18 protein-coding genes and 2 pseudogenes are annotated in these 21539 nt (G+C 67.4%); 17 read left to right on the top strand and 3 right to left on the bottom strand.

Annotated elements, in window-relative coordinates:
* The first annotated feature begins 187 nt into the window (after positions 1-187).
* From AB3X99_RS25840 to AB3X99_RS25810, 7 genes and pseudogenes are all read left to right on the top strand, one after another.
* Positions 188-688, top strand: a complete 501-nt coding sequence (locus AB3X99_RS25840; RefSeq protein WP_069264722.1) for a DUF2844 domain-containing protein — start codon at positions 188-190, stop codon at positions 686-688.
* Positions 689-743: 55 nt separating this feature from the next.
* Positions 744-1991 (top strand): DUF3443 domain-containing protein, encoded by a 1248-nt coding sequence (locus AB3X99_RS25835; RefSeq protein WP_368618585.1) that lies wholly within the window; start codon positions 744-746, stop codon positions 1989-1991.
* Between the two features lie 240 nt (positions 1992-2231).
* Positions 2232-3404: pseudogene (gene flhB, locus AB3X99_RS25830) on the top strand (flagellar biosynthesis protein FlhB); the annotation flags it as partial.
* Between the two features lie 155 nt (positions 3405-3559).
* Positions 3560-5659, top strand: a complete 2100-nt coding sequence (gene flhA / locus AB3X99_RS25825) for a flagellar biosynthesis protein FlhA (RefSeq protein ID WP_069264366.1) — start codon at positions 3560-3562, stop codon at positions 5657-5659.
* Between the two features lie 296 nt (positions 5660-5955).
* A complete protein-coding gene (gene flhF / locus AB3X99_RS25820) occupies positions 5956-8061 on the top strand; it encodes a flagellar biosynthesis protein FlhF (RefSeq protein ID WP_368618532.1) in 2106 nt (701 codons plus the stop codon).
* Positions 8054-8836: pseudogene (locus AB3X99_RS25815) on the top strand (MinD/ParA family protein); the annotation flags it as partial. The gene flhF and the pseudogene AB3X99_RS25815, both read left to right, overlap by 8 nt.
* Before the next feature lie 355 nt (positions 8837-9191).
* Positions 9192-9923, top strand: a complete 732-nt coding sequence (locus tag AB3X99_RS25810; RefSeq protein ID WP_069264361.1) for an RNA polymerase sigma factor FliA — start codon at positions 9192-9194, stop codon at positions 9921-9923.
* Between the two features lie 172 nt (positions 9924-10095).
* Here AB3X99_RS25810 and AB3X99_RS25805 read toward each other — a convergent pair whose 3' ends face one another.
* From AB3X99_RS25805 to flgA, 3 genes are all read right to left on the bottom strand, one after another.
* Positions 10096-10539: a flagella synthesis protein FlgN gene (locus AB3X99_RS25805; protein WP_069264359.1), complete on the bottom strand. Its 444-nt coding sequence runs from the start codon at positions 10537-10539 to the stop codon at positions 10096-10098.
* A 50-nt stretch (positions 10540-10589) separates the two neighbouring features.
* Positions 10590-10934 (bottom strand): flagellar biosynthesis anti-sigma factor FlgM, encoded by a 345-nt coding sequence (flgM, locus tag AB3X99_RS25800; protein WP_368618531.1) that lies wholly within the window; start codon positions 10932-10934, stop codon positions 10590-10592.
* A gap of 180 nt (positions 10935-11114) precedes the next feature.
* Complete coding sequence (gene flgA, locus AB3X99_RS25795) at positions 11115-12416, bottom strand: flagellar basal body P-ring formation chaperone FlgA (RefSeq protein WP_368618530.1); 1302 nt, start codon at positions 12414-12416, stop codon at positions 11115-11117.
* 247 nt (positions 12417-12663) lie between these two features.
* Here flgA and AB3X99_RS25790 point away from each other — a divergent pair, with 247 nt between their 5' ends.
* The 10 genes from AB3X99_RS25790 (at position 12664) to AB3X99_RS25745 (ending at position 21437) form a co-directional block, all read left to right on the top strand.
* Positions 12664-13179, top strand: a complete 516-nt coding sequence (locus AB3X99_RS25790) for a flagellar basal body protein (RefSeq protein WP_069264353.1) — start codon at positions 12664-12666, stop codon at positions 13177-13179.
* An 88-nt stretch (positions 13180-13267) separates the two neighbouring features.
* Complete coding sequence (gene flgC / locus AB3X99_RS25785) at positions 13268-13693, top strand: flagellar basal body rod protein FlgC (RefSeq protein ID WP_028203363.1); 426 nt, start codon at positions 13268-13270, stop codon at positions 13691-13693.
* A gap of 201 nt (positions 13694-13894) precedes the next feature.
* A complete protein-coding gene (locus AB3X99_RS25780; RefSeq protein ID WP_083245249.1) occupies positions 13895-14542 on the top strand; it encodes a flagellar hook assembly protein FlgD in 648 nt (215 codons plus the stop codon).
* A gap of 26 nt (positions 14543-14568) precedes the next feature.
* Positions 14569-15807: a flagellar hook protein FlgE gene (flgE, locus tag AB3X99_RS25775; protein ID WP_368618529.1), complete on the top strand. Its 1239-nt coding sequence runs from the start codon at positions 14569-14571 to the stop codon at positions 15805-15807.
* Positions 15808-15834: 27 nt separating this feature from the next.
* Positions 15835-16593, top strand: coding sequence for a flagellar basal-body rod protein FlgF (gene flgF, locus AB3X99_RS25770; protein ID WP_069264348.1), 759 nt, complete (start codon positions 15835-15837; stop codon positions 16591-16593).
* Positions 16594-16658: 65 nt separating this feature from the next.
* A complete protein-coding gene (gene flgG / locus AB3X99_RS25765; protein ID WP_069264346.1) occupies positions 16659-17447 on the top strand; it encodes a flagellar basal-body rod protein FlgG in 789 nt (262 codons plus the stop codon).
* A gap of 32 nt (positions 17448-17479) precedes the next feature.
* A complete protein-coding gene (locus AB3X99_RS25760; RefSeq protein ID WP_342949211.1) occupies positions 17480-18193 on the top strand; it encodes a flagellar basal body L-ring protein FlgH in 714 nt (237 codons plus the stop codon).
* Positions 18187-19386, top strand: a complete 1200-nt coding sequence (locus tag AB3X99_RS25755; RefSeq protein ID WP_083245231.1) for a flagellar basal body P-ring protein FlgI — start codon at positions 18187-18189, stop codon at positions 19384-19386. The genes AB3X99_RS25760 and AB3X99_RS25755 overlap by 7 nt, the downstream gene beginning before the upstream one ends.
* A gap of 10 nt (positions 19387-19396) precedes the next feature.
* A complete protein-coding gene (gene flgJ / locus AB3X99_RS25750; protein ID WP_368618528.1) occupies positions 19397-20398 on the top strand; it encodes a flagellar assembly peptidoglycan hydrolase FlgJ in 1002 nt (333 codons plus the stop codon).
* Positions 20399-20666: 268 nt separating this feature from the next.
* On the top strand, positions 20667-21437 hold the full coding sequence (locus AB3X99_RS25745; RefSeq protein WP_028203371.1) for a flagellar brake protein: 771 nt from the start codon (positions 20667-20669) through the stop codon (positions 21435-21437).
* The last annotated feature ends 102 nt before the right edge of the window (positions 21438-21539 follow it).

The raw sequence follows: 21539 nt of genomic DNA, 5'->3' as shown, positions 1-21539 counted from the left end.
GTTGCCCGTCCTGCTGCGTCCCGCCGCGACCTTCCCGCGCGGCCCCGCCAGCGCATGGTGCAACGCGCCATCGCAAGAGGGAGGGGACGCCTTGTATCCATACACATCGTTCTGTGGCAAGGCGGCGCGCTCGTTTGCGCGCCGCGTCAAACGTGGCCGCGCACCCGGCGCGGCGCTTCTCGGTTCCCTGCTTGGTGTGCTGCTCGCGGCGCCGGCGGCTCACGCCGCGCTCGGCGGTGCGCCCATGCCCACGCCGGCGGGCGCGAACGTCAGCACCCTGAGCGCCGCTTCGGCGGCAGCCGCGGCCGGCAACGCCTCGGCCGTGGCGCGCGCAGCGGTGCAAGGCGCGGCGTCTGGCGCTTCCACGACTCCCGCCTATACCGTTCAGCAGACCACGCTCGCCAACGGCACCGTCGTGCGCGAGTACCTCTCGCAGGCCGGCACCGTATTCGGCGTGGCCTGGGACGGCCCGCAGATGCCCAATCTCGCCACGCTGCTGGGCGGCTATTTTCCCCAGTACACGGCCGGCGTGAAGGCGAGCCACGCCGCCGGTCACGTGCGCGGGCCGGGCGTGGTCGAAAACTCGAACGTCGTGGTGCATTCGGGCGGCCACATGGGCGCCTTCTCCGGGCAGGCATGGCTGCCGCAGGCGCTGCCTGCGGGCGTCAGCGCCTCCGATATCCAGTGACGAGCGGAGGCCGAACGTGCTGACTTCAGTGCTGACTTCACGCTATTCGCGCAACGTGTGGCTGCGCCCTTTCCGGTTCCTTTCGGGCGCCGCGCTCGTTGCCCTGGTTTCGCTCGTCGCCGCCTGCGGGGGCGGGGGCGGCAGCAGCGGTAGCAGTAGCAGCAGCTCGAGCGGCAGCAGTGGCGGCAGCGGCTCCGCGGTTCCCAGTCCCACACAGCAGCCCACCGCGGCTACCGCCGCGAATACCGTGGGCGTCGTCGTCAATCGCGGACTGACCGGCACGCTGCCCAATATTCCCACTGTCAGCGTGACGATCTGCGTGGCCGGCACGAGCACCTGCGAGACCGTCGACAACATTCAGGTCGATACGGCGTCGTTCGGGCTGCGCCTGCTCGCGTCGGCGGTGCCGAACCTGTTGGGCTCGCTGCCCAAGGCGACGGCCAACGGCGGCACCCTCGCCGAATGCACGGCCTTCGCCGACGGCTACACGTGGGGCACGGTGCGTCCCGCCGACGTGAAGATCGGCGGCGAAACGGCGTCCAATATTCCGATCCAGATCATCGGCGACCTGAACTCGAACACGGTGCCGTCGGCGTGCGCGAGCTTCGGCAGCGCGCAGGACACGGTGCAGGACCTGGGCGCGAACGGCATTCTCGGTATCGGCGTTGCGCCTTATGACAACCTCGGCACTTATTACTCCTGCCCCGGCGACACGAACTGCGTCACGGCAACGGTCACGCAAACCCAGTTGGTGGCCAATCCGGTGCCCAGGTTCGGCACGGACGGCAACGGCGTGATCCTCGAGATGGCCCCCGTATCCGATAACGGCGCGCCCAGTGCGACGGGCACGCTCGTGTTCGGCATCGGTACGCAGTCGAACAACGCGATGACCGCCGCGCAAAGCTACAACACGGACTCGTGGGGCAGGCTCAGCTCCACCTTCAACGGGCGCACGCTCCAGACCTTCCTCGACTCGGGTTCGAACGCGATCTTCTTCGTCGACAGCGCCCTGCCGCAGTGCGGCGGCAATCTCGGCACGTTCTATTGCCCTACGTCCACCCAGTCCTTCAGCGCTGCACTCGCGTCCAATAACGGCGCAACGACGGGCACCGCGACCTTCAATGTCGCGAACGCGAACGCATTGCTCGGCAGCGGCGCTAACTATGCGGCCAACAACCTGGCGGGGCAGCTCGGGTCGGCGGCGGCGCTCGACCTGGGGTTGTCGTTCTTCTATGGCCGCTACGTGTACTACGGCATGGACATGAGCGCGTCCGGCGGCAAGGCGCCGTTCGTCGCGTTCTGAAATCGCGGGCGCTGAGGGTGCGTAGGCCGTGAAGTTGGCGGCCCGCGAGCGCGCGCGCATCGTGTGCCGGCGTTCGCCGATGATGCCGCCCCGGTTCCATCGGCCGAAATACCCTGATTTCCCCGTCCTACTCCGCCAATCGCCGCTTGGCTTGCGCGGCAATAATCGCTGTCACTGAAAAAGGGCGCGCGCCAGCCGCGCAGCCGCGACGAGCGGCGCGTGCCCGCGACCGGAGCATGCGTGGCTGAGGACAGCGACCTCGAGAAAACCGAATCCGCCACTCCCAAGCGCCTCGAAAAGGCGCGGGAGGAGGGGCAGGTTCCGCGTTCCCGGGAGCTGGCGACATTCGCGCTGCTCTCGGCGGGCTTCTATGGCACGTGGATGCTCTCCGGCACGATCGGCGAGCATCTGCAAGCCATGATGCGCGGCGCGTTCTCGTTCAATCACGCGGGGGCGTTCGAAACCAGCCGCATGCTGATCGGCGCCGGCGTCGCGGCGCGCGAAGGTCTCATGGCGCTCATGCCGGTGCTCGCGCTCACGGGGCTCGCCGCGCTGCTCGCGCCGATGGCGCTCGGCGGCTGGCTCATCTCGACGAAGGCGCTGCAGCCGAACTTCGGCCGCCTCAATCCGATGTCGGGGCTCGGGCGGATCTTCTCCGTGAACGGGCCGATCCAGCTCGGCATGTCGCTCGCCAAGACGCTCGTGGTGGGCGTGATCGGCGGCTGGGCGCTGTGGAGCCGGCGCGACGAGATTCTCGGGCTCGCCATGCAGCCTGCGCCGCGCGCGTTCGCCGACGCGATGCATCTGATCGGCGTGTGCTGCGGCATGACGGTCGCCGGCATGTTCGTGGTCGCCGCGCTCGACGTGCCGTACCAGCTCTGGTCGTACTACCGCAAGCTGCGCATGACCAAGGAAGAAGTGAAGCGCGAGCACAAGGAAAACGAAGGCGATCCGCACGTGAAGGGGCGCATTCGCCAGCAGCAGCGCGCCGCCGCGCGCCGCCGCATGATGACTCAGGTGCCAAAGGCCGACGTGGTCGTGACCAACCCGACGCACTTCGCCGTCGCGCTCAAGTACGCCGATGGCGAGATGCGCGCGCCGAAGGTCGTCGCCAAGGGCGTGAACCTCGTGGCCGCGCGCATCCGCGAGATCGCGACCGAGAACAACGTGCCGCTGCTCGAAGCGCCGCCGCTCGCCCGCGCGCTCTATTACAACGTCGACATCAACCGCGAAATTCCGGGTCCGCTCTACGGCGCGGTCGCCCAGGTGCTGGCGTGGGTCTATCAGCTCAAGCGCTTTCGCGAGCATGGCGGCGACGTGCCGATGGAGCCGACCGACCTCGACGTGCCACCCGAAATGGACAAGGGCGCGATGAGCGACGAAGACGAAGCCAGCGAAGCCGACGAAGCCCTCACCCCCGAGGAGCGCGCGGCCGCCGAGGCCGCCAGTCGCGCGAACGCGGCAAATTCCACGAACGCAGCGAACGCGGCGAACGCAAACAACGCATCGAATACCGCTGGCCGCGCCGATGACAATCCGGCGCGCGACGGCACTGAAGGAGCAACAGAATGAACGCCCGCACCGGTTTCCTCGCGCGGCGCCCGGAGATGCTGCAAAGCACGAATCTGCGCGCGCTGGCGGGACCGATCCTGATCTGCATGATCCTCGGCATGATGATCCTGCCGTTGCCGCCGTTCCTGCTGGATCTGCTGTTCACTTTCAACATCGCGCTTTCGGTGATGGTGCTGCTCGTCAGCATGTACACCATGAAGCCGCTCGACTTCGCGGCGTTCCCGAGCGTGCTGCTGTTCTCCACGCTCCTGCGGCTCTCGCTGAACGTGGCCTCCACGCGTATCGTGCTGCTCGAAGGCCACACCGGCCCGGGGGCAGCGGGCCAGGTGATCGAGTCGTTCGGCCACTTCCTCGTGGGCGGCAACTTCGCCGTGGGTATCGTGGTGTTCGTGATCCTCATGGTCATCAACTTCATGGTGATCACGAAGGGCGCGGGCCGTATCGCCGAAGTGTCCGCGCGCTTCACGCTCGACGCGATGCCCGGCAAGCAGATGGCGATCGACGCCGACCTGAACGCGGGCCTCATCAACGAAGAAGCGGCCCGCAAGCGCCGCAGCGAGATTGCCCAGGAAGCCGAGTTCTACGGCTCGATGGACGGTGCGAGCAAGTTCGTGCGCGGCGACGCCATCGCCGGCCTGCTGATCATGGTGATCAACATCGTGGGCGGCCTGATCGTGGGCGTCGTGCAGCACGGCATGCCGCTCGCCTCGGCGGGCGAGACCTACACGCTGCTGACCATCGGTGACGGCCTCGTCGCACAGATTCCGTCGCTCGTCATCTCGACGGCGGCCGGCGTGATCGTCTCGCGCGTGGCGACCAACGAAGACATCGGCACGCAGCTCACCGGCCAGCTCTTCACGAACCCGCGCGTGCTGATGATCACGGGCGCGATCATCGTCATGATGGGCCTGATTCCGGGCATGCCGCACTTTGCGTTTCTGCTGCTCGGCGGCGGTGCGATCCAGCTCGGCCGCACGCTGAAGAAGAACGCCGCAGCGAAGAAGGCGAGCGCCGTGATCGCCGACGCCGCGCCCGCCGCGCTTGCGCCCGTAGAAAACGCCGAGGCGACCTGGGACGACGTGGCGCTCATCGACACGCTCGGCCTCGAAGTGGGCTACCGCATCATTCCGCTCGTCGACAAGAACACCGACGGCGAGCTGCTCAAGCGCATCAAGAGCATCCGCAAGAAGTTCGCGCAGGAAATCGGCTTCTTGCCGCCCGTCATCCATATTCGCGACAACCTGGAGCTGCGCCCGAACGCCTACCGGATTGCATTGAAGGGCGTGGAAGTGGGCACGGGCGAGGCCTACCCGGGCCAGTGGCTCGCGATCAACCCGGGCCAGGTGAGCGCGGTGTTGCCCGGCACGCCGACCACGGACCCGGCGTTCGGCCTGCCCGCCGTGTGGATCGATTCGAACGTGCGCGAGCAGGCGCAGGTGTTCGGCTACACGGTGGTGGATTCGAGCACGGTGGTGGCGACGCACCTGAATCACCTCGTCGTCATGCACGCGGCCGAACTGCTCGGGCGCCGCGAAGTCCAGGCGCTGCTCGAGCGCGTGCAGAAGGACACGCCTTCGCTCGTGGACGACCTCGTGCCGAAGGTGCTGCCGGTCACGACGCTGCAGAAGGTGCTGCAGAACCTGCTGGAAGAAGGCGTGCCGATCCGCGACATGCGCACGATCATGGAATCGCTCGCGGAGCACACGCCGCGCATCACCGACGCCCACGATCTGACGGCGGCGGTGCGCATCGCGCTCGGCCGCGCGATCACGCAGCAATGGTTCCCCGGCAACGCCGACATGCAGGTGATGGGCCTCGACGCGAACCTCGAGCGCGTGCTGTCGCAGACGCTCACCTCCGGCCCGAACCCCGGCCTCGAACCGGGTCTCGCGCACACGCTGCTCACGCAGACCGAGCAGGCGATGGGGCGTCAGCAGGCGCTGGGTCTCGCGCCGGTGATGCTCGTGCAGCACGCGCTGCGGCCCATGCTGTCGCGCTTCCTGCGCCGCAGTCTGCCGCAGCTCAAGGTGCTGTCGTATGCCGAGGTGCCCGATACGCGCAACGTGAAGGTGGTGAACGTGATCGGGGCGCACTGATCGCGCTGCCGCATCTGGACGAGAAAAAGCCCGCTTCTTGCGGGCTTTTTCGTTAGCCGCGCCGCGTGCGAGCCTTTCTGCACGTAATTTTTGCCTGTGCGCAGCCCCGCCACCGATTCCGCGAATTGCCCGCATTTCTCCGCCCTGATCCATCGATCATGGGGGGCTCACCTTCGAAATAATTCCAACATCGGAAAAGGCCTTGCACAGGACGCCAGGCCGGCAGCAATCCAGCGCCATTCCAGCAACAGACGACCGGCGGCGGCATTGGCCGCTCACCTCATCAGGGGCTTAGCTTGAACATTCGCAAATTCATCGGTGGCACCAGCCGCGACGCGTTACGGCTCGTACGCGAAGCGTTGGGTGCGGACGCCGTCGTTCTGTCGAACCGTACGCTCGACGACGGCAGCGTCGAAATCGTCGCGCTCGCGGACCGCGATCTCGCGGCGATCGCGCCGGCCGATGCTGCCGCCGCGCAAGGCCTGGGTGGCCTCGTGGCGCAAAGTGGTCAAGGCGCCCCGTTCGCGCAGCCCTCCGCCGCCATGACGCAGATGTCGCGCACGCCGCGCAGCGCGCCTGGCGCCGCTCCCGCGGCGCTCGCCGCCCCGGTGGGCGGTGCGAACCCCTACGCGAGCGGCATGCCGGACGTGTTCTCGTCGGTGTTCGGCGCGAGCCCGGAAGTGGGCGCCGAAAACGGCAGCGCGAGTGCCGACGCCGATGCCGATGGCGACCAGGCCGCCGACACCGCCGTCTCGCTCGGCAAGGAAGCGGCGGCCGCGTCGGCCGCCATTGCGCCGCTTTCGGCTTCGTCGCCTTCTTCGCGCGCCGCGGCAGGCCAGCAGGCCGCGCAATCGGCGATGCCGCCCACGCTGCAATCCGCGATGCAGGCCGCCCAATCGCAACAAGCTGTCCCGCATGCGCATTCGCCGCTGCAAATGGCGCTGCAGGCCGCGACCGAGTCGCTCGCCTCGCCGGCCTTTGCACCATCGTTTGCGTCCACGGCGCCGGCCGCCAACGCCAACGCCCAGGCCGCCGCACGTGAAGCCGCAGCGCGGCTCGAACAGGCCGCCGCCGCGCAGACGAGCGACGCGCCGCGCACCATGGCCGAATCGAACCCCTGGCTGATCGACCACGCCCGCCGTATCGCGAACCAGCAGAACGCGCCGCGCGTGCCGGGCATGACGCCTGCCACCGCCGCCGCGCGCGGCCTTGGCAGCGTCGCCGATCCGGTGCTGCCGCCCGACGTTGACGCCAGCACGCCCGACTGGGCGCTCGAGGCCGCTCATGTCGCCGCGCGCCGCGCCGCGCAGCGCCTCGGCCACGGTCCGGAAGCCGCGGGCCCCGCGCCCGGCAGCCGCAATGCGCAGGGCGCCGATGCGGCGCAAAGCGTGAGCGAAGCGATCCGCGCGCGCATCGAGCAGGTCGTCAACGAAACCGTGATGAACGAGCTCGCCTCCATGCGCGGCATGATGGAAGAGCAGTTCGCGGGCCTCCTGTGGGGCGAGCGCCAGCGCCGCAGCCCGGTGCAGGGCGCGCTCACCAAGCAGCTGTTCGCCGCAGGCTTCTCGGCGCAACTGGTGAAGATGATGATCGACCGGCTGCCCGACGTGCAGACCGAAGAGGCCGGCATGGAGTGGCTCCAGTCGGTGCTCGAATCGAACCTCCCCGTGCTCGAAGACGAACAGGCGCTGATGGAGCGCGGCGGTGTGTTCGCGCTGATGGGCCCGACGGGCGTGGGCAAGACCACGACCACCGCGAAGCTCGCCGCGCGCTGCGTGATGCGCTTCGGCGCGAGCAAGGTGGCGCTGCTCACCACCGACAGCTACCGTATCGGCGGCCACGAGCAACTGCGCATCTTCGGCAAGATCCTCGGCGTTTCGGTGCACGCGGTGCGTGACGGCGCGGACCTCCAGCTCGCGCTCACCGAACTCAAGAACAAGCACATCGTGCTGATCGACACGATCGGCATGAGCCAGCGCGACCGCGCCGTGGCCGACCAGATCGCCATGCTGTGCGGCGCGGGCCGCCCGGTGCAGCGCCTTCTGCTGCTCTCGGCGACCAACCACGGCGACACGCTCAACGAAGTCGTGCAGGCCTACCAGAGCGGCCCGGACAACGCGCCGCTCACGGGCTGCATCCTCACCAAGCTCGACGAGGCGACCAACCTCGGCAGCGCGCTCGACACCGTGCTGCGCTACAAGCTGCCGGTGCATTACGTCTCGACGGGCCAGAAGGTCCCCGAGAACCTTTACGTGGCGACGCGCCGCTTCCTGATCCGCAGCGCTTTCTGCATTCCGCGAGAGAGTTCGCCGTTCGTGCCGCACGAAGACGATATCCCGGCGCTGCTGTCGGCACTCTCGACGCGTACGAATTCGCAGGCTCCCGAGGTCAGGTTTGGATAAGTTCGTAATCGATCAAGCTGAAGGGCTGCGGCGGCTTCTCGCGCGTGAAGGCTCGCGCGTGGTCGCGGTGACGGGCGGTGCAGGTTCGCCCGGACGCACGACCACGGTGGTCAATCTCGCGGCGGCGCTCACCGCGCAGGGCAAGGACGTGCTCGTGATCGACGAGTGTCTGGGACCCCGCTCGGTTTGTGCGCTGGTGGGCGGTGTGCGCGGCGCAGGCAACTTCGCCGCCGTCGTGCGCGGCGAGCGCACGCTCGACGAAGCCGTGGGCCGCCATGCGCTCGGCTTCGGCGTGCTGGCCGCCTCGCGCGACAATCGCGCGCAGTACACGTCCGCCCAGCTGCAGAAGGTCATTTCGGGCCCCGCGGACATCGTACTGATCGACGCGCAGCTCGACGCCGATGGCGCGCTTTCGCCGCTCGCCATGCATGCGCACGATGTGCTGATCGTGATGCGCATCGGTGCGCAGTCGATCACGGACGCCTACGCGTGCATGAAACGGCTGCACTTCGCGCATGCGATCGCGCAGTTTCGCGTGCTCGCGAATCATGTGGCGAACGCGAGCGACGCGCAGGCCGCGATCGAGAATCTCGCAGGAGTGGCGAGCCGCTACCTGAGCGTGTCGCTCGACAGCGCCGGAAGCGTCGCCGCCGATCAGCACATGGCGCAGGCGCTCAGGCTTGCGCGCTGCATCGTCGATGCGTTTCCGTCGACGGCCGCCGCGCGTGATTTCCGCCACGTGGCCGCCGAGCTGCCGCACTGGCCGATGCGACCCGCGGTCTCGGCGTGCTCGCCGGCCACGGCACGCGCCAATGCACTGTTCGGCGCGAAGGACGAAGAACATGAAGCGGCGGGCCACGCACCCGTCGACGATCCGGACGGCGCGCCGCAAGCCGGCGTCCAGCCCCACGCTACCCAAGCAACAAACGCCGCACACAGCACGCTCGCCGCGAACGCCGATTCGTTCGTAGCGGCCGTGACGGGTGTGCATCCCGCACCCAACGCAACATCCGCGTCCGCTCCGGCCCATGTGGGCTGGCGGACCGATACGCCCGCGCAGCGGACGTCGCCGCAGCACGTCTGACGTGCGCACGACGACGCCAACAGGGAGATGAGAAGTGGAGAGCACGATGTATAACGCTCAAGGAAAAATTTCGCAGGCCGACGTGCTCGCGAAATACGCGCCGCTCGTCAGACGGCTCGGCTTGCAGCTCGTCGCCAAGATGCCGGCGAGCGTGGACCTCGACGACCTGATCCAGGCCGGCATGATCGGCCTGCTCGACGCGGCCAACCGCTACAAGGAAGATCAGGGCGCGCAGTTCGAGACCTACGCGAGCCAGCGCATTCGCGGCGCAATGCTCGACGAGTTGCGCAGCAACGACTGGCTGCCGCGCAGCCTGCGCCGCACCTCGCGTGAAGTGGAAAGCGCGGTGCACAAGGTGGAGCAGCGGCTCGGGCGCTCGGCGAGCGAGACGGAGATCGCCGAGCATCTGAGCATGCCGCTCGACGAGTATCAGAGCATGCTGCAGGAACTGCATGGCAGCCAGCTCATCTACTACGAAGACTTCGACCGCTCCGCCGAGGACGAACCGTTCCTCGACCGCTACTGCGTCGATCATTCGGACCCGCTTTCGGCCCTGCTCGACGACAGCCTGCGCGGCGCGCTCATCGAGGCGATCGACCGGCTGCCCGAGCGCGAAAAGCTGCTCATGTCGCTCTATTACGAGCGCGGCATGAACCTGCGCGAAATCGGCGCGGTGATGGAGGTGAGCGAGTCGCGCGTGTGCCAGCTGCACAGCCAGGCTGTGGCGCGACTGCGCACGCGGCTGCGCGAGATGTCGTGGGCCGGCCAGGAGAATTGAGGCGGTAGACGGCGCGCGCGGCGGCCAGCGCGAGCGGGACTAAAGTTGCAATGACAGAGCCGGGGTGCGAGAGCGCCCCGGCTTTTTTGTTGGTGGACTGGACTCGCGCAAAACAAAAAAGCCGAAGCATCACTGCTTCGGCTTTTGACTTTGGCGGACGATCTACGCGCGCTTACAGCCCGAACGCCGGCAACCGCCCATCGGGACCGTACAGCATCGAGCCGTTGCCCGTTTCGCCGCGCAGGATCGAGAGCGCGCGGCGGTTATGCTCCATGCGCGTGCGGATCATCATGCCAATGGTGAGATTCTTGCGGCGCGCGCGCTCGGTCGACCCCTTGAGCAGCGCCCACTGACTTGCCAGACGCGCGTCGCCGTCGCAGGCCATTTCGATGCCCTTGCGGCCGCCCGGCAGGCCGAGGCCGGCCAGTTGCGCGTCGCGCGCTTTTTCGAGGCCCGCGAGACGCTGCGTGAGCGTCGTCTTCTGCTCGACGATTTGCGGGAGCGCCTCCATGCCATCGGCCGACACGAGCGCCTTCTCTTCATAGGCGAGCAGCGACGCGAACGCCTCGACCGTGGCGTGTTCGTCGATCAGTGTGGCCAACAGGGCATCTTTCATTGCAAGGCACCAAAAAAAGCGAGGTTTGCGCGGCGCTCGCGCATCGGGCGTCAGTTGCCCGACGTCGGCTTCATGAGGTCGCGCGCGGTCTGGATCACGCCGTCGGCGATCTTGCCGGAGTCGATCTGCAACGTGCCGTTGCGGATCGCGTCCTTGATCGACTGCACGTGCGCCGTGTCGATGTCGGCGGAACCGCTCGCCGCGAGCGAGCGCATCGTCGACGAGAGCGACGACAGGCTCACGTTCGCGCCGCCTTGAGCGGCGGCGATCGTGCCGACTGCCGCGCCGGAGGTGGTAGCGGTGTCGGTGCTTACGCCGGTCGAATCGGCTTGCGAGCGCGCGAGGCCATCCTGCAGCGTGCGCGGATCATTGCGGGTGGAGGAGTCAACTTTCACGATGGGCGTTCCTGATCGATTTGACCTTGATAACGGCACAGGTCGGGCCGAACTTTAGCCGAAAAATCCCACCGTTACATGCTGTTACGTGTGCTGACGCACAAAGCCGGAGACGGCCGGATCGGGCCGCCGGACGGGGCTCGGCGCGCCCTGATCCGGCCCTTGCCAGCGCTTACGGCCCTAGATCTGCACCTGCACGGTACCCGCGTCCTTGACCACGCCCGAGATGATCTGGCCGCCGCTCGTGCGCACGCGCACCTGCTGGCCCGGCTCGGCGTTGTTGAGCGCGCTGCCCTCGGCGGAGATCGTGAAGTTGCTGCCCACGGCAATCACCTTGACCGTCTGGCCGATGACCACCGAGGCGGCGCTGCGCAGCATGTCGGTGCGCAGCGGCAGTCCCGCGGAAATCCGGGCGAGCGCGACGGCGCCGGTCGCCTGGTTGGGATCGGTGATGATGGTCTGCGGCAGGTTCGCGAGGTCGCCCGCGCGCGGCATGAAATCGGCGGCCGAAAGCGCTTCGCCCGCGCCGATCTGGCGCGAGGCCACGTAGTAGGTCACGTCCACCGCAATGCGCGCGCTCACATAGAGCGTCCACGGCTTCGCGCCGATGCAGCGCACGCCCACGGTCGTGTGGCCATAGGTGCGCGCGCCCGGCGGCATGAACGGCTCGAGTGACGTGCAGCCTGCGAGGCCACGCGGAAACACCGGCGCGACCGTGATGCTCACGTGGCCCGGCAAGCCTGCCGACTGCTGCTGCAGGAAGGCGAGCGCGGCGGCTCGGATCGATTCGCCGTCCTGCTGGCCCGGCGGCGTGGCCTGCACGTTCGTGGCGACGGCGCTGGTATTGGGATTCGGCGGCGCGCCGGCGCTTGCGCTGGCAACCGGCTTCGCGAGCGTCGCCGCGCCGGCGTCCACGACCACCGGGGCGACGCGGTTCGGTGCGGTAGACAGGTTCACGCGCTGCAGCGTGCCCGAATTGTTCGCGTTGGCCGCCGGCACGCGCATGGGCTGGGCGCTCGCGCCCGGCGCGGGAACCGTGACGATGCGCGGCGCGTCGCCTTGGGGCGCGCGCTCGCCGGGACCCGGAATCGTGATCATGCCGTTCGACTCGACGCCCGCGCGTGCATCCTCCGGCACGCCGCGCGAATTCAGATCGGCGTAGCTGGCCGCGCGCAACGGTGCGGCCTCATTGGCGGGAGCAACGCTGGCCACAGCCGCGGCGGGCTTCTTCACATTGCTCGCGAGCATCGCGTTCATCTGCGCGGCGTCGGCGCCCGAGCGGTCGCCGGGGCCCGCAATGAAGATCTGGCTGCCGGCGGCTTCAGGTTGCGCCGGAGTTTGTGCATGAGCGAGCGTGCCGCCAAAGAGCGCGCTGCCAAGGGCGCAGGCCAGCACGCATGTCCAGGACGCGCGCCACGACAGCGCGCGCGCACGCCGCTCCAGGCCGGCGTGCGGCCTACGGAAAGGGGCAGTCTGCGGCATTGTCGTTCTCCATCGATTGCATTGACACGCCTCGCATTCTAGGCGGCGCCCCCCGCGCGCTTGCGTCGAATAGAGGGGCGCTTTACCGGCTATTCGTCCGATTGGTTCTTGCCACCCCCGCCTAATATTCCACTCCATGCGCAAAGGCCTTCGGACCACGCGCCTAACGTTTGCGCCGGTTTCCCCGCCGCCTGGCGAGCCCGCCGCGCTCACGCCGAATCCTTTTTCGTTTCACGGAGAACGCCCGATGCTGGACAAACTCGATGCCGAGTTCGCCTTTGGGCGCGAAGCGCTCGATGTGCGCGCCACGCGGCAGGCATTGATCTCTTCGAACATCGCGAACGCCGACACGCCGGGCTACCAGGCGCGCGACGTGGACTTCGCGGCGTCGCTCGCCGGCGCTTTGCGCCAGCAGGGCGCCGGCGGCACGGTGGGCATGAAGGCCACCTCGGGCGGCAACGCCCAGCCGCTCGCCATGGCGCAGCCCGCGGGCGTGACGAGCGGCATGCAGATGGCGTCGACCAAGTCGGGCCACATGGCCGGCGACGCGAAGCTGATTCCGACGGGCGGCCCCGCCGACACCTACAAGAGCCAGCTCATGTATCGCACGCCGGTGCAGCCCGCGCTCGACGGCAACACGGTCGATCTCGACACCGAACGCGTGCAGTTCGCCGACAACGCGCTGCACTTCGAGTCGGGCATGACGGTGGTCTCGCAGCAGATCAAGACGATGCTCTCCGCGATCACCTCGGGTTCGAGCTGATCGCCGCACGCAACCGGAAGACGCAGTAACGAAGCCATGAACGACCAACGCGCGCGTGACGCGCACCTGATGTGAGGTCTACGAAACCATGCCATCCCTGATGAACATCTTCAGCGTTGCGGGCTCCGCCATGACGGCGGAATCGCAGCGCCTGAACGTGACGGCGTCCAACCTCGCCAACGCCGACAGCACGACCGGCCCCGACGGCCAGCCGTACAAGGCGAAGCAGGTCGTGTTCGCAGTGAACCCGCTCGGCGGCGCGCGCACGGCCTCGGGCCAGCAGGTGGGCGGCGTCAGGGTGACCGGCGTGGTGGACGACCCCACGCCCATGAAAGAGACCTACGACCCCGACAATCCCTCCGCCAACGCGGACGGCTACGTGACGATGCCGAACGTCGATCCGGTGCAGGAGATGGTGAACATGATCTCGGCGTCACGCTCGTACCAGGCCAACGTCGAAACGCTGAACACGGCCAAGACGCTGATGCTCAAGACGCTCACGATCGGAACGTAAAGCGGCAGCCTGAAGCACGGCAAGCCGCAGTCAGTACGGACACTGCAGTACATACAGAGACCAGCGGGCGCGAAATGAAGCAGCGCCTGCCACCACCACACGCCAAAGCACGAAGCGCAATCGAGGGAGAACGCGTTGAGTTCCAGCAACACAACCATCGGCGGCAGCACCGCCACCGTGTCGCAGCAACTGCTCGACACCATGAACGGCACGAGCTCGAGTTCGTCGTCGGCGTCGTCGAGCGGCACGAGCGCGAGCGACCTGCAGTCCACGTTCCTGCGGATGCTCGTCGCGCAGTTGCAGAACCAGGACCCGACCAATCCGATGGACAGCTCGCAGATGACCTCGCAGCTCGCCCAGATCAACACAGTGTCGGGCATCCAGCAGCTCAACACGTCGCTGTCGTCGCTCTCCACGCAGCTTTCGGCGGGCCAGAACGCGCAGGCCGCGCTGCTGATCGGCTCGACCGTGCTCGCCCCGGGCAGCAGCGCCGCCGTGTCGAGCGGCAGCGCGCCGCAGCTCGGCGTGACGCTGCCTTCGGCGGTCTCGGACGTGAAGCTCACGATCACCAATTCGGCAGGCCAGGTCGTCAACACGCTCGACCTCGGCGCGCAGTCGGCCGGCACCGTGCCGGTCACCTGGAACGGCAAGGACAGCTCGGGCAATACGGTCGCCGACGGCACCTACACGATCAGCGCCAGCGCGACGACCAACGGCCAGTCAGCCACGGCAACCGCGCTCGTCGCGAGCCAGGTGCAAGGCGTGGTCCAGAAGTCGGACGGCACCCCGAGCCTCTCGCTCGCCAACGGCAAGACCGTCGCGCTTACGAGCGTCGGCGCCATTCTCTGAACACGATAAACGCGGAGTAGACAACCATGGGCTACCAGCAAGGATTGAGCGGCCTCGCCGCGTCGTCGAACGACCTCGACGTGATCGGCAACAACATCGCCAATGCGAACACCGTCGGCTTCAAGCAGAGCACGGCGCAGTTCGCCGACGTCTACGCGAACACCATCGCGACGTCGGTGGGCAACCAGATCGGCCTCGGCGCCTCGCTCCAGACCGTGCAGCAGGACTTCGCGCAAGGCACGATCAGCACGACGGGCCAGGCGCTGAACGTCGCCATCAACGGCAACGGCTTCTACCAGATGTCGCACAACGGCACGATCACGTATTCGCGTAACGGCGTGTTCCAGCTCGACAAGAACGGCTTTATCACCGACGCGTCGGGCAACGACCTGATGGGCTATGCCGCCAGTTCGACGGGCGTGATCAACACCGCGCAGACCGTGCCGCTGCAGGTGCCGACCACCAACATCGCGCCGGTTGCGACCAAGAACATCACGGCGCAGCTGAACCTGAACGCGCAGGCCACGACGCCTACCACGACGACCTTCAGCGAAACCGACTCGACGAGCTACACGTATTCGACGTCGGTCACGGCTTACGACACGCTCGGCGGCGCACAGACGGTCAACATGTATTTCGCGAAAGACGCGACGAGCGGCCAATGGGACGTGTATGCCGGTCAGCCGGGCTCGGTGACGAAGCTCGGCACCGCACAGTTCAGCTCGTCCGGCGCGCTCCAGAGCATCACGGCCAGCGCCCCGGCAACGACCAACGGCACCACGTCGTTCAGCTTCAACATCAACCCGACGGACGGCTCCACGAAGCCCCAGTCGCTGACGCTCGACCTCGCGGGCACGACGCAGTACGGCTCGGCCAACGGCGTGAACAACCTCGCCCAGGACGGCTACGCGAGCGGCACGCTGTCGAACTTCTCGATCGCCGCGGACGGCACCATCACCGGCAATTACTCGAACGGCCAGACCATGTCGCTCGGCCAGATCGTGCTCGCCAACTTCAACAACCCGAACGGCCTTTTGAACCTGGGCGGCAACCAGTTCCAGCAAACGGCGGCCTCGGGCGTCGCGCAGGTCTCCACGCCGGGCAGCACGAACCACGGCACGCTCACGGGCGGCGCGCTCGAAGCGTCGAACGTCGACCTGACGAACCAGCTCGTCGACCTGATCACGGCCCAGCGCAACTATCAGGCGAACGCGCAGACCATCAAGACGCAGCAGACCGTCGACCAGACGCTGCTGCAGATGTAACGCGGCTAACCACGTACCGGGCACATCATGGACCGACTGATCTATACCGCGATGACGGGCGCGAGCCAGGCGCTCGAGCAGCAGGCCGTCGTCGCGAACAACCTCGCGAACGTCTCGACCACGGGCTTTCGCGCGCAGCTCGCCAACTTTCGCGCCGTGCCGATGTCGTTCGGCGACGGCTCGACGGTGAACGACCAGACCACGCGCACCTACGTGCTCTCGGCAACGCCTGGCTCGGACATGACGCCCGGTGCGATCTCGCATACCGGCAACCCGCTCGACATCGCGATTCAGGGCCAGGGTTTCATGGCCGTGCAGACGGCCGACGGCAACGAGGCCTATACGCGTGCGGGCAACCTGCACGTCGATGAAAACGGCCAGCTCGTCACGGCCAACAACCTGCAGGTGATCGGCGGCGGCGGCCCGATCGCGGTGCCGCCGGGCTCGGCGATCACGATCGGCAAGGACGGCACGGTATCGGCCATCGCGCCGGGCAGCCCCGCCAACGCGATCGCCATGATCGACCAGATCAAGTTCGTCAACCCGCCGGCAGGCGCGATTACGCGCGGTGACGACGGCCTGTTCCACACGTCGGACGGCAACCCCGCCGACGCGGACCAGACCGTCCAGGTCGCAACCGAGTCGCTCGAGGGCAGCAACGTGAACCCGGTGGCGGCGATGGTCTCGATGATCACCAACGCGCGCCAGTTCCAGATGCAGACCAAGCTGCTCCAGAACGCGGACCAGAACGAGCAGAGCGCGAACCAGCTGCTCAACTTCAGCTAAGCCATTTCAAGTTAAATGAAGGCCGCCTCGCGCCGCGCGCGAGGCCGGACCGGGAGAAAGACACCGTGAACCGATCGCTCTACATCGCCGCCACCGGCATGAACGCCCAGCAGGCGCAGATGGACGTGATCTCGAACAACCTCGCGAACGTGAGCACCAATGGCTTCAAGGGCTCGCGCGCGGTGTTCGAGGACCTGATGTACCAGACGCTGCGCCAGCCGGGTGCGAACTCGACCCAGCAAACCGAACTGCCTTCGGGCAGCCAGGTGGGCACGGGCGTGCAGCAGGTGGCGACCGAGCGTCTCTATACGCAGGGCAACCTGCAGCAGACCGGCAACTCTAAGGACGTGGCGATCAACGGCGCCGGCTTCCTCCAGGTGCAGATGCCCGACGGCACGACGGCCTACACGCGCGACGGCTCGTTCCAGACCAACGCGCAAGGCCAGCTCGTGACGGCGAGCGGCTACCAGGTGATGCCGGCGATCACGGTGCCCGCCAACGCCACCTCGCTCACCATCGGCAGCGACGGCGTGGTCACGGTCACCACGCCGGGCTCGAGCAACAACACGACCATCGGCACGCTGCAGCTCGCCATGTTCATCAACCCGGCCGGCCTGCAGTCGAACGGGCAAAACCTGTTGTCGGAAACGGCATCGTCGGGCGCGCCCACGGTTTCCACGCCGGGCCAGAACGGTTCGGGCACGCTCAATCAGGGCTACGTGGAATCGTCGAACGTGAACGTCGTGCAGGAACTCGTGAACATGATCGAGACGCAGCGCGCCTACGAAATCAACAGCAAGGCGGTCACCACTTCTGACCAGATGCTGCAAACCCTCAGCCAGATGCAGGTCTGAGGTTTCCCTGGTTAATCAAGTCGGTGAAGAATATGTCGCAGTCCGTTCGAAACCATCCTCGCATCCGCGCGCGGCATCCGGGCACCCCCCGGGCGTTCGTGGCGGCTGTGGCGCTCGCGATGCTGGCGGGCTGCGCCTACCTACCCAACCGGCAGCCGATCACGCAGCAGCCCATGACGGCCGTGCCGCCCCCGCCGCCCGCGAACACCTCGCCGGGCGCGATCTACAACCCCGGCTACGCGGGACGGCCGCTCTTCGAGGACCAGCGTCCGCGCAATACCGGCGACATCCTCACGATCGTCATCTCCGAAAACATCAATGCGACCAAGTCGTCGGGCGCGGCCACCAAGCGCGGCACCAGCGCCAGCTTCTCGGGCACCGCGAACTTCCTGCCGGGCTTCTTCAACCGCGCGAACCTGAATACGACGGGCGCGAACCAGTTCGACGCCACGGGCGGCGCGAACGCTTCGAACACGTTCACGGGCGTCATTACCGTGACCGTGACGAACGTGCTGCCCAACGGCAATCTCGTCGTGTCCGGCGAGAAGCAGATGCTCATCAACCAGGGCAATGAATACGTGCGCTTTTCCGGCGTCGTCAATCCGAACACCGTTGCCGGAGACAACTCCGTGCTATCGACCGACGTCGCCGACGCGAAGATCGAATACTCCGCGAAAGGCGTGATCGACGAGGCCGAGACGATGGGCTGGCTGCAACGCTTTTTCCTGAACATCGCGCCATGGTGAAGATCCGCTTCCATCGTTCGCGCCGCTCGCGCATGAAGGACGTGCTCGCCGCGCTCGGCGTGGCATTCGGCTTCGTGGTGGCCTGCGGAGCGCTCGTCGCCTACGCGACGCCGGCGCGCGCCGAGCGAGTGAAAGACCTCGCGACGTTCCAGGGCGTGCGTGACAACCCGCTCATCGGCTACGGCCTCGTGGTGGGTCTCGACGGCACCGGCGACCAGACGACCCAGGCGCCGTTCACGACGCAGACGCTCGCGAACATGCTCGCGAACCTCGGCATCTCGATCAACAACACGTCGAGCTCGTCGGGTTCCTCGTCGACGCTCAACAACATGCAGCTGAAGAACGTCGCCGCCGTGATGGTGACGGCCGTGCTGCCGCCGTTCGCGCGGCCGGGCGAGCAGATCGACATCACGGTTTCGTCGCTCGCCAACGCGAAGAGCATTCGCGGCGGTACGCTGCTGCTCACGCCGCTCAAGGGCGCCGACGGCCAGGTCTACGCGCTCGCGCAGGGCAACGTGGCCGTGGGCGGCGCGGGCGCCTCGGCCAACGGCAGCAAGGTGCAGGTGAACCAGCTCGCCGCGGGGCGCATTGCAGGCGGTGCGATCGTCGAGCGCGCGGTGATTTCGCCGGTTTCGCAGCAAGGCGGTCTGCTCACGCTGACCGTCAACGACATGGACTACGACACGACGCAGCGCATCGTCTCGGCCGTCAACAACATGTTCGGCCCGGGCACGGCCTCGCCGCTCGACGGCCGCACGATCCAGGTGCACGGGCCGGCCGATCCGGGGTCGCAGGTGGGCTTCATCGCGCAGATCCAGGACCTCAACGTGAATCCGGCCACGCCGGCCGCGAAGGTGATCCTGAACGCGCGCACCGGCTCGATCGTCATGAACCAGATGGTGACGCTGGAGAGCTGCGCGGTCGCGCACGGCAATCTCTCGGTCGTCGTGAACACGCAGACGGCGGTGAGCCAGCCCGGCGCGTTTTCCAACGGCCAGACGGTGGCGACGCGGCAGTCGCAGATCCAGCTGAAGCAGGACAACGGGTCGCTCAAGCTCGTGACGGCGGGTGCCAATCTCGCCGAGGTCGTGAAAGCGCTCAACGCGCTGGGCGCCACGCCGGCGGATCTGATGTCGATCCTGCAGGCGATGAAGGCGGCGGGCGCACTGCGCGCCGACCTCGAGATCATCTAAGGGGTGTAACTTGGATAATACGAAGAACATCGGCGGCGGCAGCCTCGACCTCACCAACCGCTTCGCGCTCGACGTGCAGGGCTTCGACTCGATGCGCGCCGCGGCGAACGCCTCGCCCCAGCAGGGCGTGAAGATGGCCGCGAAGCAGTTCGACGCGGTCTTCACGCAGATGATGCTCAAGAGCATGCGCGACGCGACGCCCGACGACGGCCCGCTCGACTCGCACGACGGCGCGCAGTTCACCTCGATGATGGATCAGCAGCTCGCCCAGCAGATGTCGAACAAGGGCATCGGCGTGGCGAACGCGATGCTCAAGCAACTCATGCGCAGCATGGGGGGCGCTGCCGGTGCCGATGGCGCGGGTGGTGCCGGTGGTGCGGGCGGCGTGGCGGGCGCGATCTCGGGGCTTTCGGGCAAGGACGCGAGCGAGGGCAACCTCGCCATGCTCAATGCGCTCGGCCGCGCCTACGGCAACGCTGCCGCCAATGGCGCGCTCGCCAACGGCTCGGGCTACAGCGGCAACAGCGCGCTCACGCCGCCGGTCAAGGGCAACGGCGACGCTTCGGTGGACGCCTTCGTCGACAAGCTCGCCAACGCCGCGCAGCAGGCCAGCTCGACCACGGGCATCCCGGCGCGCTTCATTCTCGGCCAGGCTGCGCTCGAATCGGGCTGGGGCAAGCGCGAGATCAAGAACGCCGACGGCTCGGCGAGCCACAACGTGTTCGGCATCAAGGCGAGCAAGGACTGGACCGGCAAGACCGTCTCGACGGTCACGACCGAGTACGTGAACGGCCAGCCGCATCGTGTGGTGGAGAAGTTCCGCGCCTACGACTCATACGAAGACGCGATGACCGACTACGCCACGCTGCTCAAGAACAATCCGCGCTACGCGTCGGTGATCAACGGCTCGAAGAGCGCCGAAGGCTTCGCGCACGGCATGCAGCGCGCGGGCTACGCGACCGACCCGCACTATGCGAAAAAGCTGCTGACCATCATGCAGCGGATGGCCTGAAGATCGATTCGACGCCCGGCGCCGCGGTTGACGTCAATTAGGCAACCGCAAACGTTGGCTCGGCGCAGTTGCCGGAAGAAGTTGCGCACGCGTGTTTCATGCAGGGAAAAGGCACATTTTTTTTGCGCCCAATCCCTAAATTTTTCGTCATGTCTGCCGCTAATGCAGGCGAGATGGAAAAGCAATCCGGGCGGTCGGACCGCCCGAACGGCGCGGGCGGAAAGGGTCCGCTCTCGCGCCGGCACGTTCACGAATTTCCGGCAGGCCGATGAATACCGTTCAGTCGAATCCACAGGAAGCAGGCGAGGGCGCCGAGGGTGCCGACGGCTCCCACGATTTTGGGCGCCGCAATCCGCTCGAGATCGGCGTCCAGCTACGCAATCTCGTCAATCGCGGCGACTTCCTGACCCTCCAGTATCGCGGCGGACAGCTCGTCACGCGCATTCTGGCCGTCAACGGGCGCGAGCGCACTTTCGTGTTCGACTGGGGTGCGATGCCCGAGCAGAACACGGGCGTGCTCGCGGCGCCCGAGTGCCTGTTCCACGCCTCGCCCGACGGCGTACGCGTGGAGTTCAAGACGGCTACGCCGCGGCGCACCGAGTTCGAAGGGCACCCCGCGTTCGAAGCCGATTTCCCCGAAGTGCTGTTCTACGTGCAGCGGCGCGAGTACTTCCGCGTCGACACGCCCGTGCTCGAGCCGTGCATCTGCCGCGGCGAGCTGCCGAGCGGCGGCCCGCGCTTTGCGTACGAGGTGCATGACCTCTCGCTCGGCGGCCTCGGACTGCGTACGACCGAGGAGCGCGTCGCGGACCTCGCCATGGGGCTCGTGCTGCCCGACGTCGAACTCGACCTGCGCGCGCACGGCAAGCTGCGCGTGGATCTCGCGCTCGTCGTGCTGCGCTTCATCGATCTGCCCAACGGCGACCGCCGCTATCACATGGGCTTTCGCTTCGACGCGCTGCCCGGCGCCTCCGAGAACACGCTGCAGCGCTATATTACGCAGCTCGAGATGAAGCGCCGCGCGCTCGCGCGTGCCTGAGCGGCACGCGCCTCGCCCGCACGATCCGCCACACCCCGGACGGCGCAGCGCATGCTGCGCCGGTTCGCCCGCCGCGCGGCAGCCGCGCACGCGCCCACTCGC

It is taken from the genome of Paraburkholderia sp. BR10882, from assembly GCF_040948855.1.
In the GTDB taxonomy this organism is placed as follows: Bacteria; Pseudomonadota; Gammaproteobacteria; order Burkholderiales; family Burkholderiaceae; genus Paraburkholderia; species Paraburkholderia nodosa_A.
The sequence above is the reverse complement of the archived record's forward strand: the minus strand, read 5'-3'. Positions and strand labels throughout refer to the sequence as shown.

Excerpts from the sequence above, each read along its gene's own strand:
- flhA (WP_069264366.1), top strand. The coding sequence starts at position 3,560 with ATGAACGCCCGCACCGGTTTCCTCGCGCGGCGCCCGGAGATGCTGCAA.
- AB3X99_RS25810 (WP_069264361.1), top strand. The coding sequence starts at position 9,192 with ATGTATAACGCTCAAGGAAAAATTTCGCAGGCCGACGTGCTCGCGAAA.
- AB3X99_RS25805 (WP_069264359.1), bottom strand. The coding sequence starts at position 10,539 with ATGAAAGATGCCCTGTTGGCCACACTGATCGACGAACACGCCACGGTC.
- flgA (WP_368618530.1), bottom strand. The coding sequence starts at position 12,416 with ATGCCGCAGACTGCCCCTTTCCGTAGGCCGCACGCCGGCCTGGAGCGG.
- AB3X99_RS25790 (WP_069264353.1), top strand. The coding sequence starts at position 12,664 with ATGCTGGACAAACTCGATGCCGAGTTCGCCTTTGGGCGCGAAGCGCTC.
- flgC (WP_028203363.1), top strand. The coding sequence starts at position 13,268 with ATGCCATCCCTGATGAACATCTTCAGCGTTGCGGGCTCCGCCATGACG.
- AB3X99_RS25780 (WP_083245249.1), top strand. The coding sequence starts at position 13,895 with ATGAACGGCACGAGCTCGAGTTCGTCGTCGGCGTCGTCGAGCGGCACG.
- flgE (WP_368618529.1), top strand. The coding sequence starts at position 14,569 with ATGGGCTACCAGCAAGGATTGAGCGGCCTCGCCGCGTCGTCGAACGAC.
- flgF (WP_069264348.1), top strand. The coding sequence starts at position 15,835 with ATGGACCGACTGATCTATACCGCGATGACGGGCGCGAGCCAGGCGCTC.
- AB3X99_RS25760 (WP_342949211.1), top strand. The coding sequence starts at position 17,480 with ATGTCGCAGTCCGTTCGAAACCATCCTCGCATCCGCGCGCGGCATCCG.
- AB3X99_RS25755 (WP_083245231.1), top strand. The coding sequence starts at position 18,187 with ATGGTGAAGATCCGCTTCCATCGTTCGCGCCGCTCGCGCATGAAGGAC.
- AB3X99_RS25745 (WP_028203371.1), top strand. The coding sequence starts at position 20,667 with ATGAATACCGTTCAGTCGAATCCACAGGAAGCAGGCGAGGGCGCCGAG.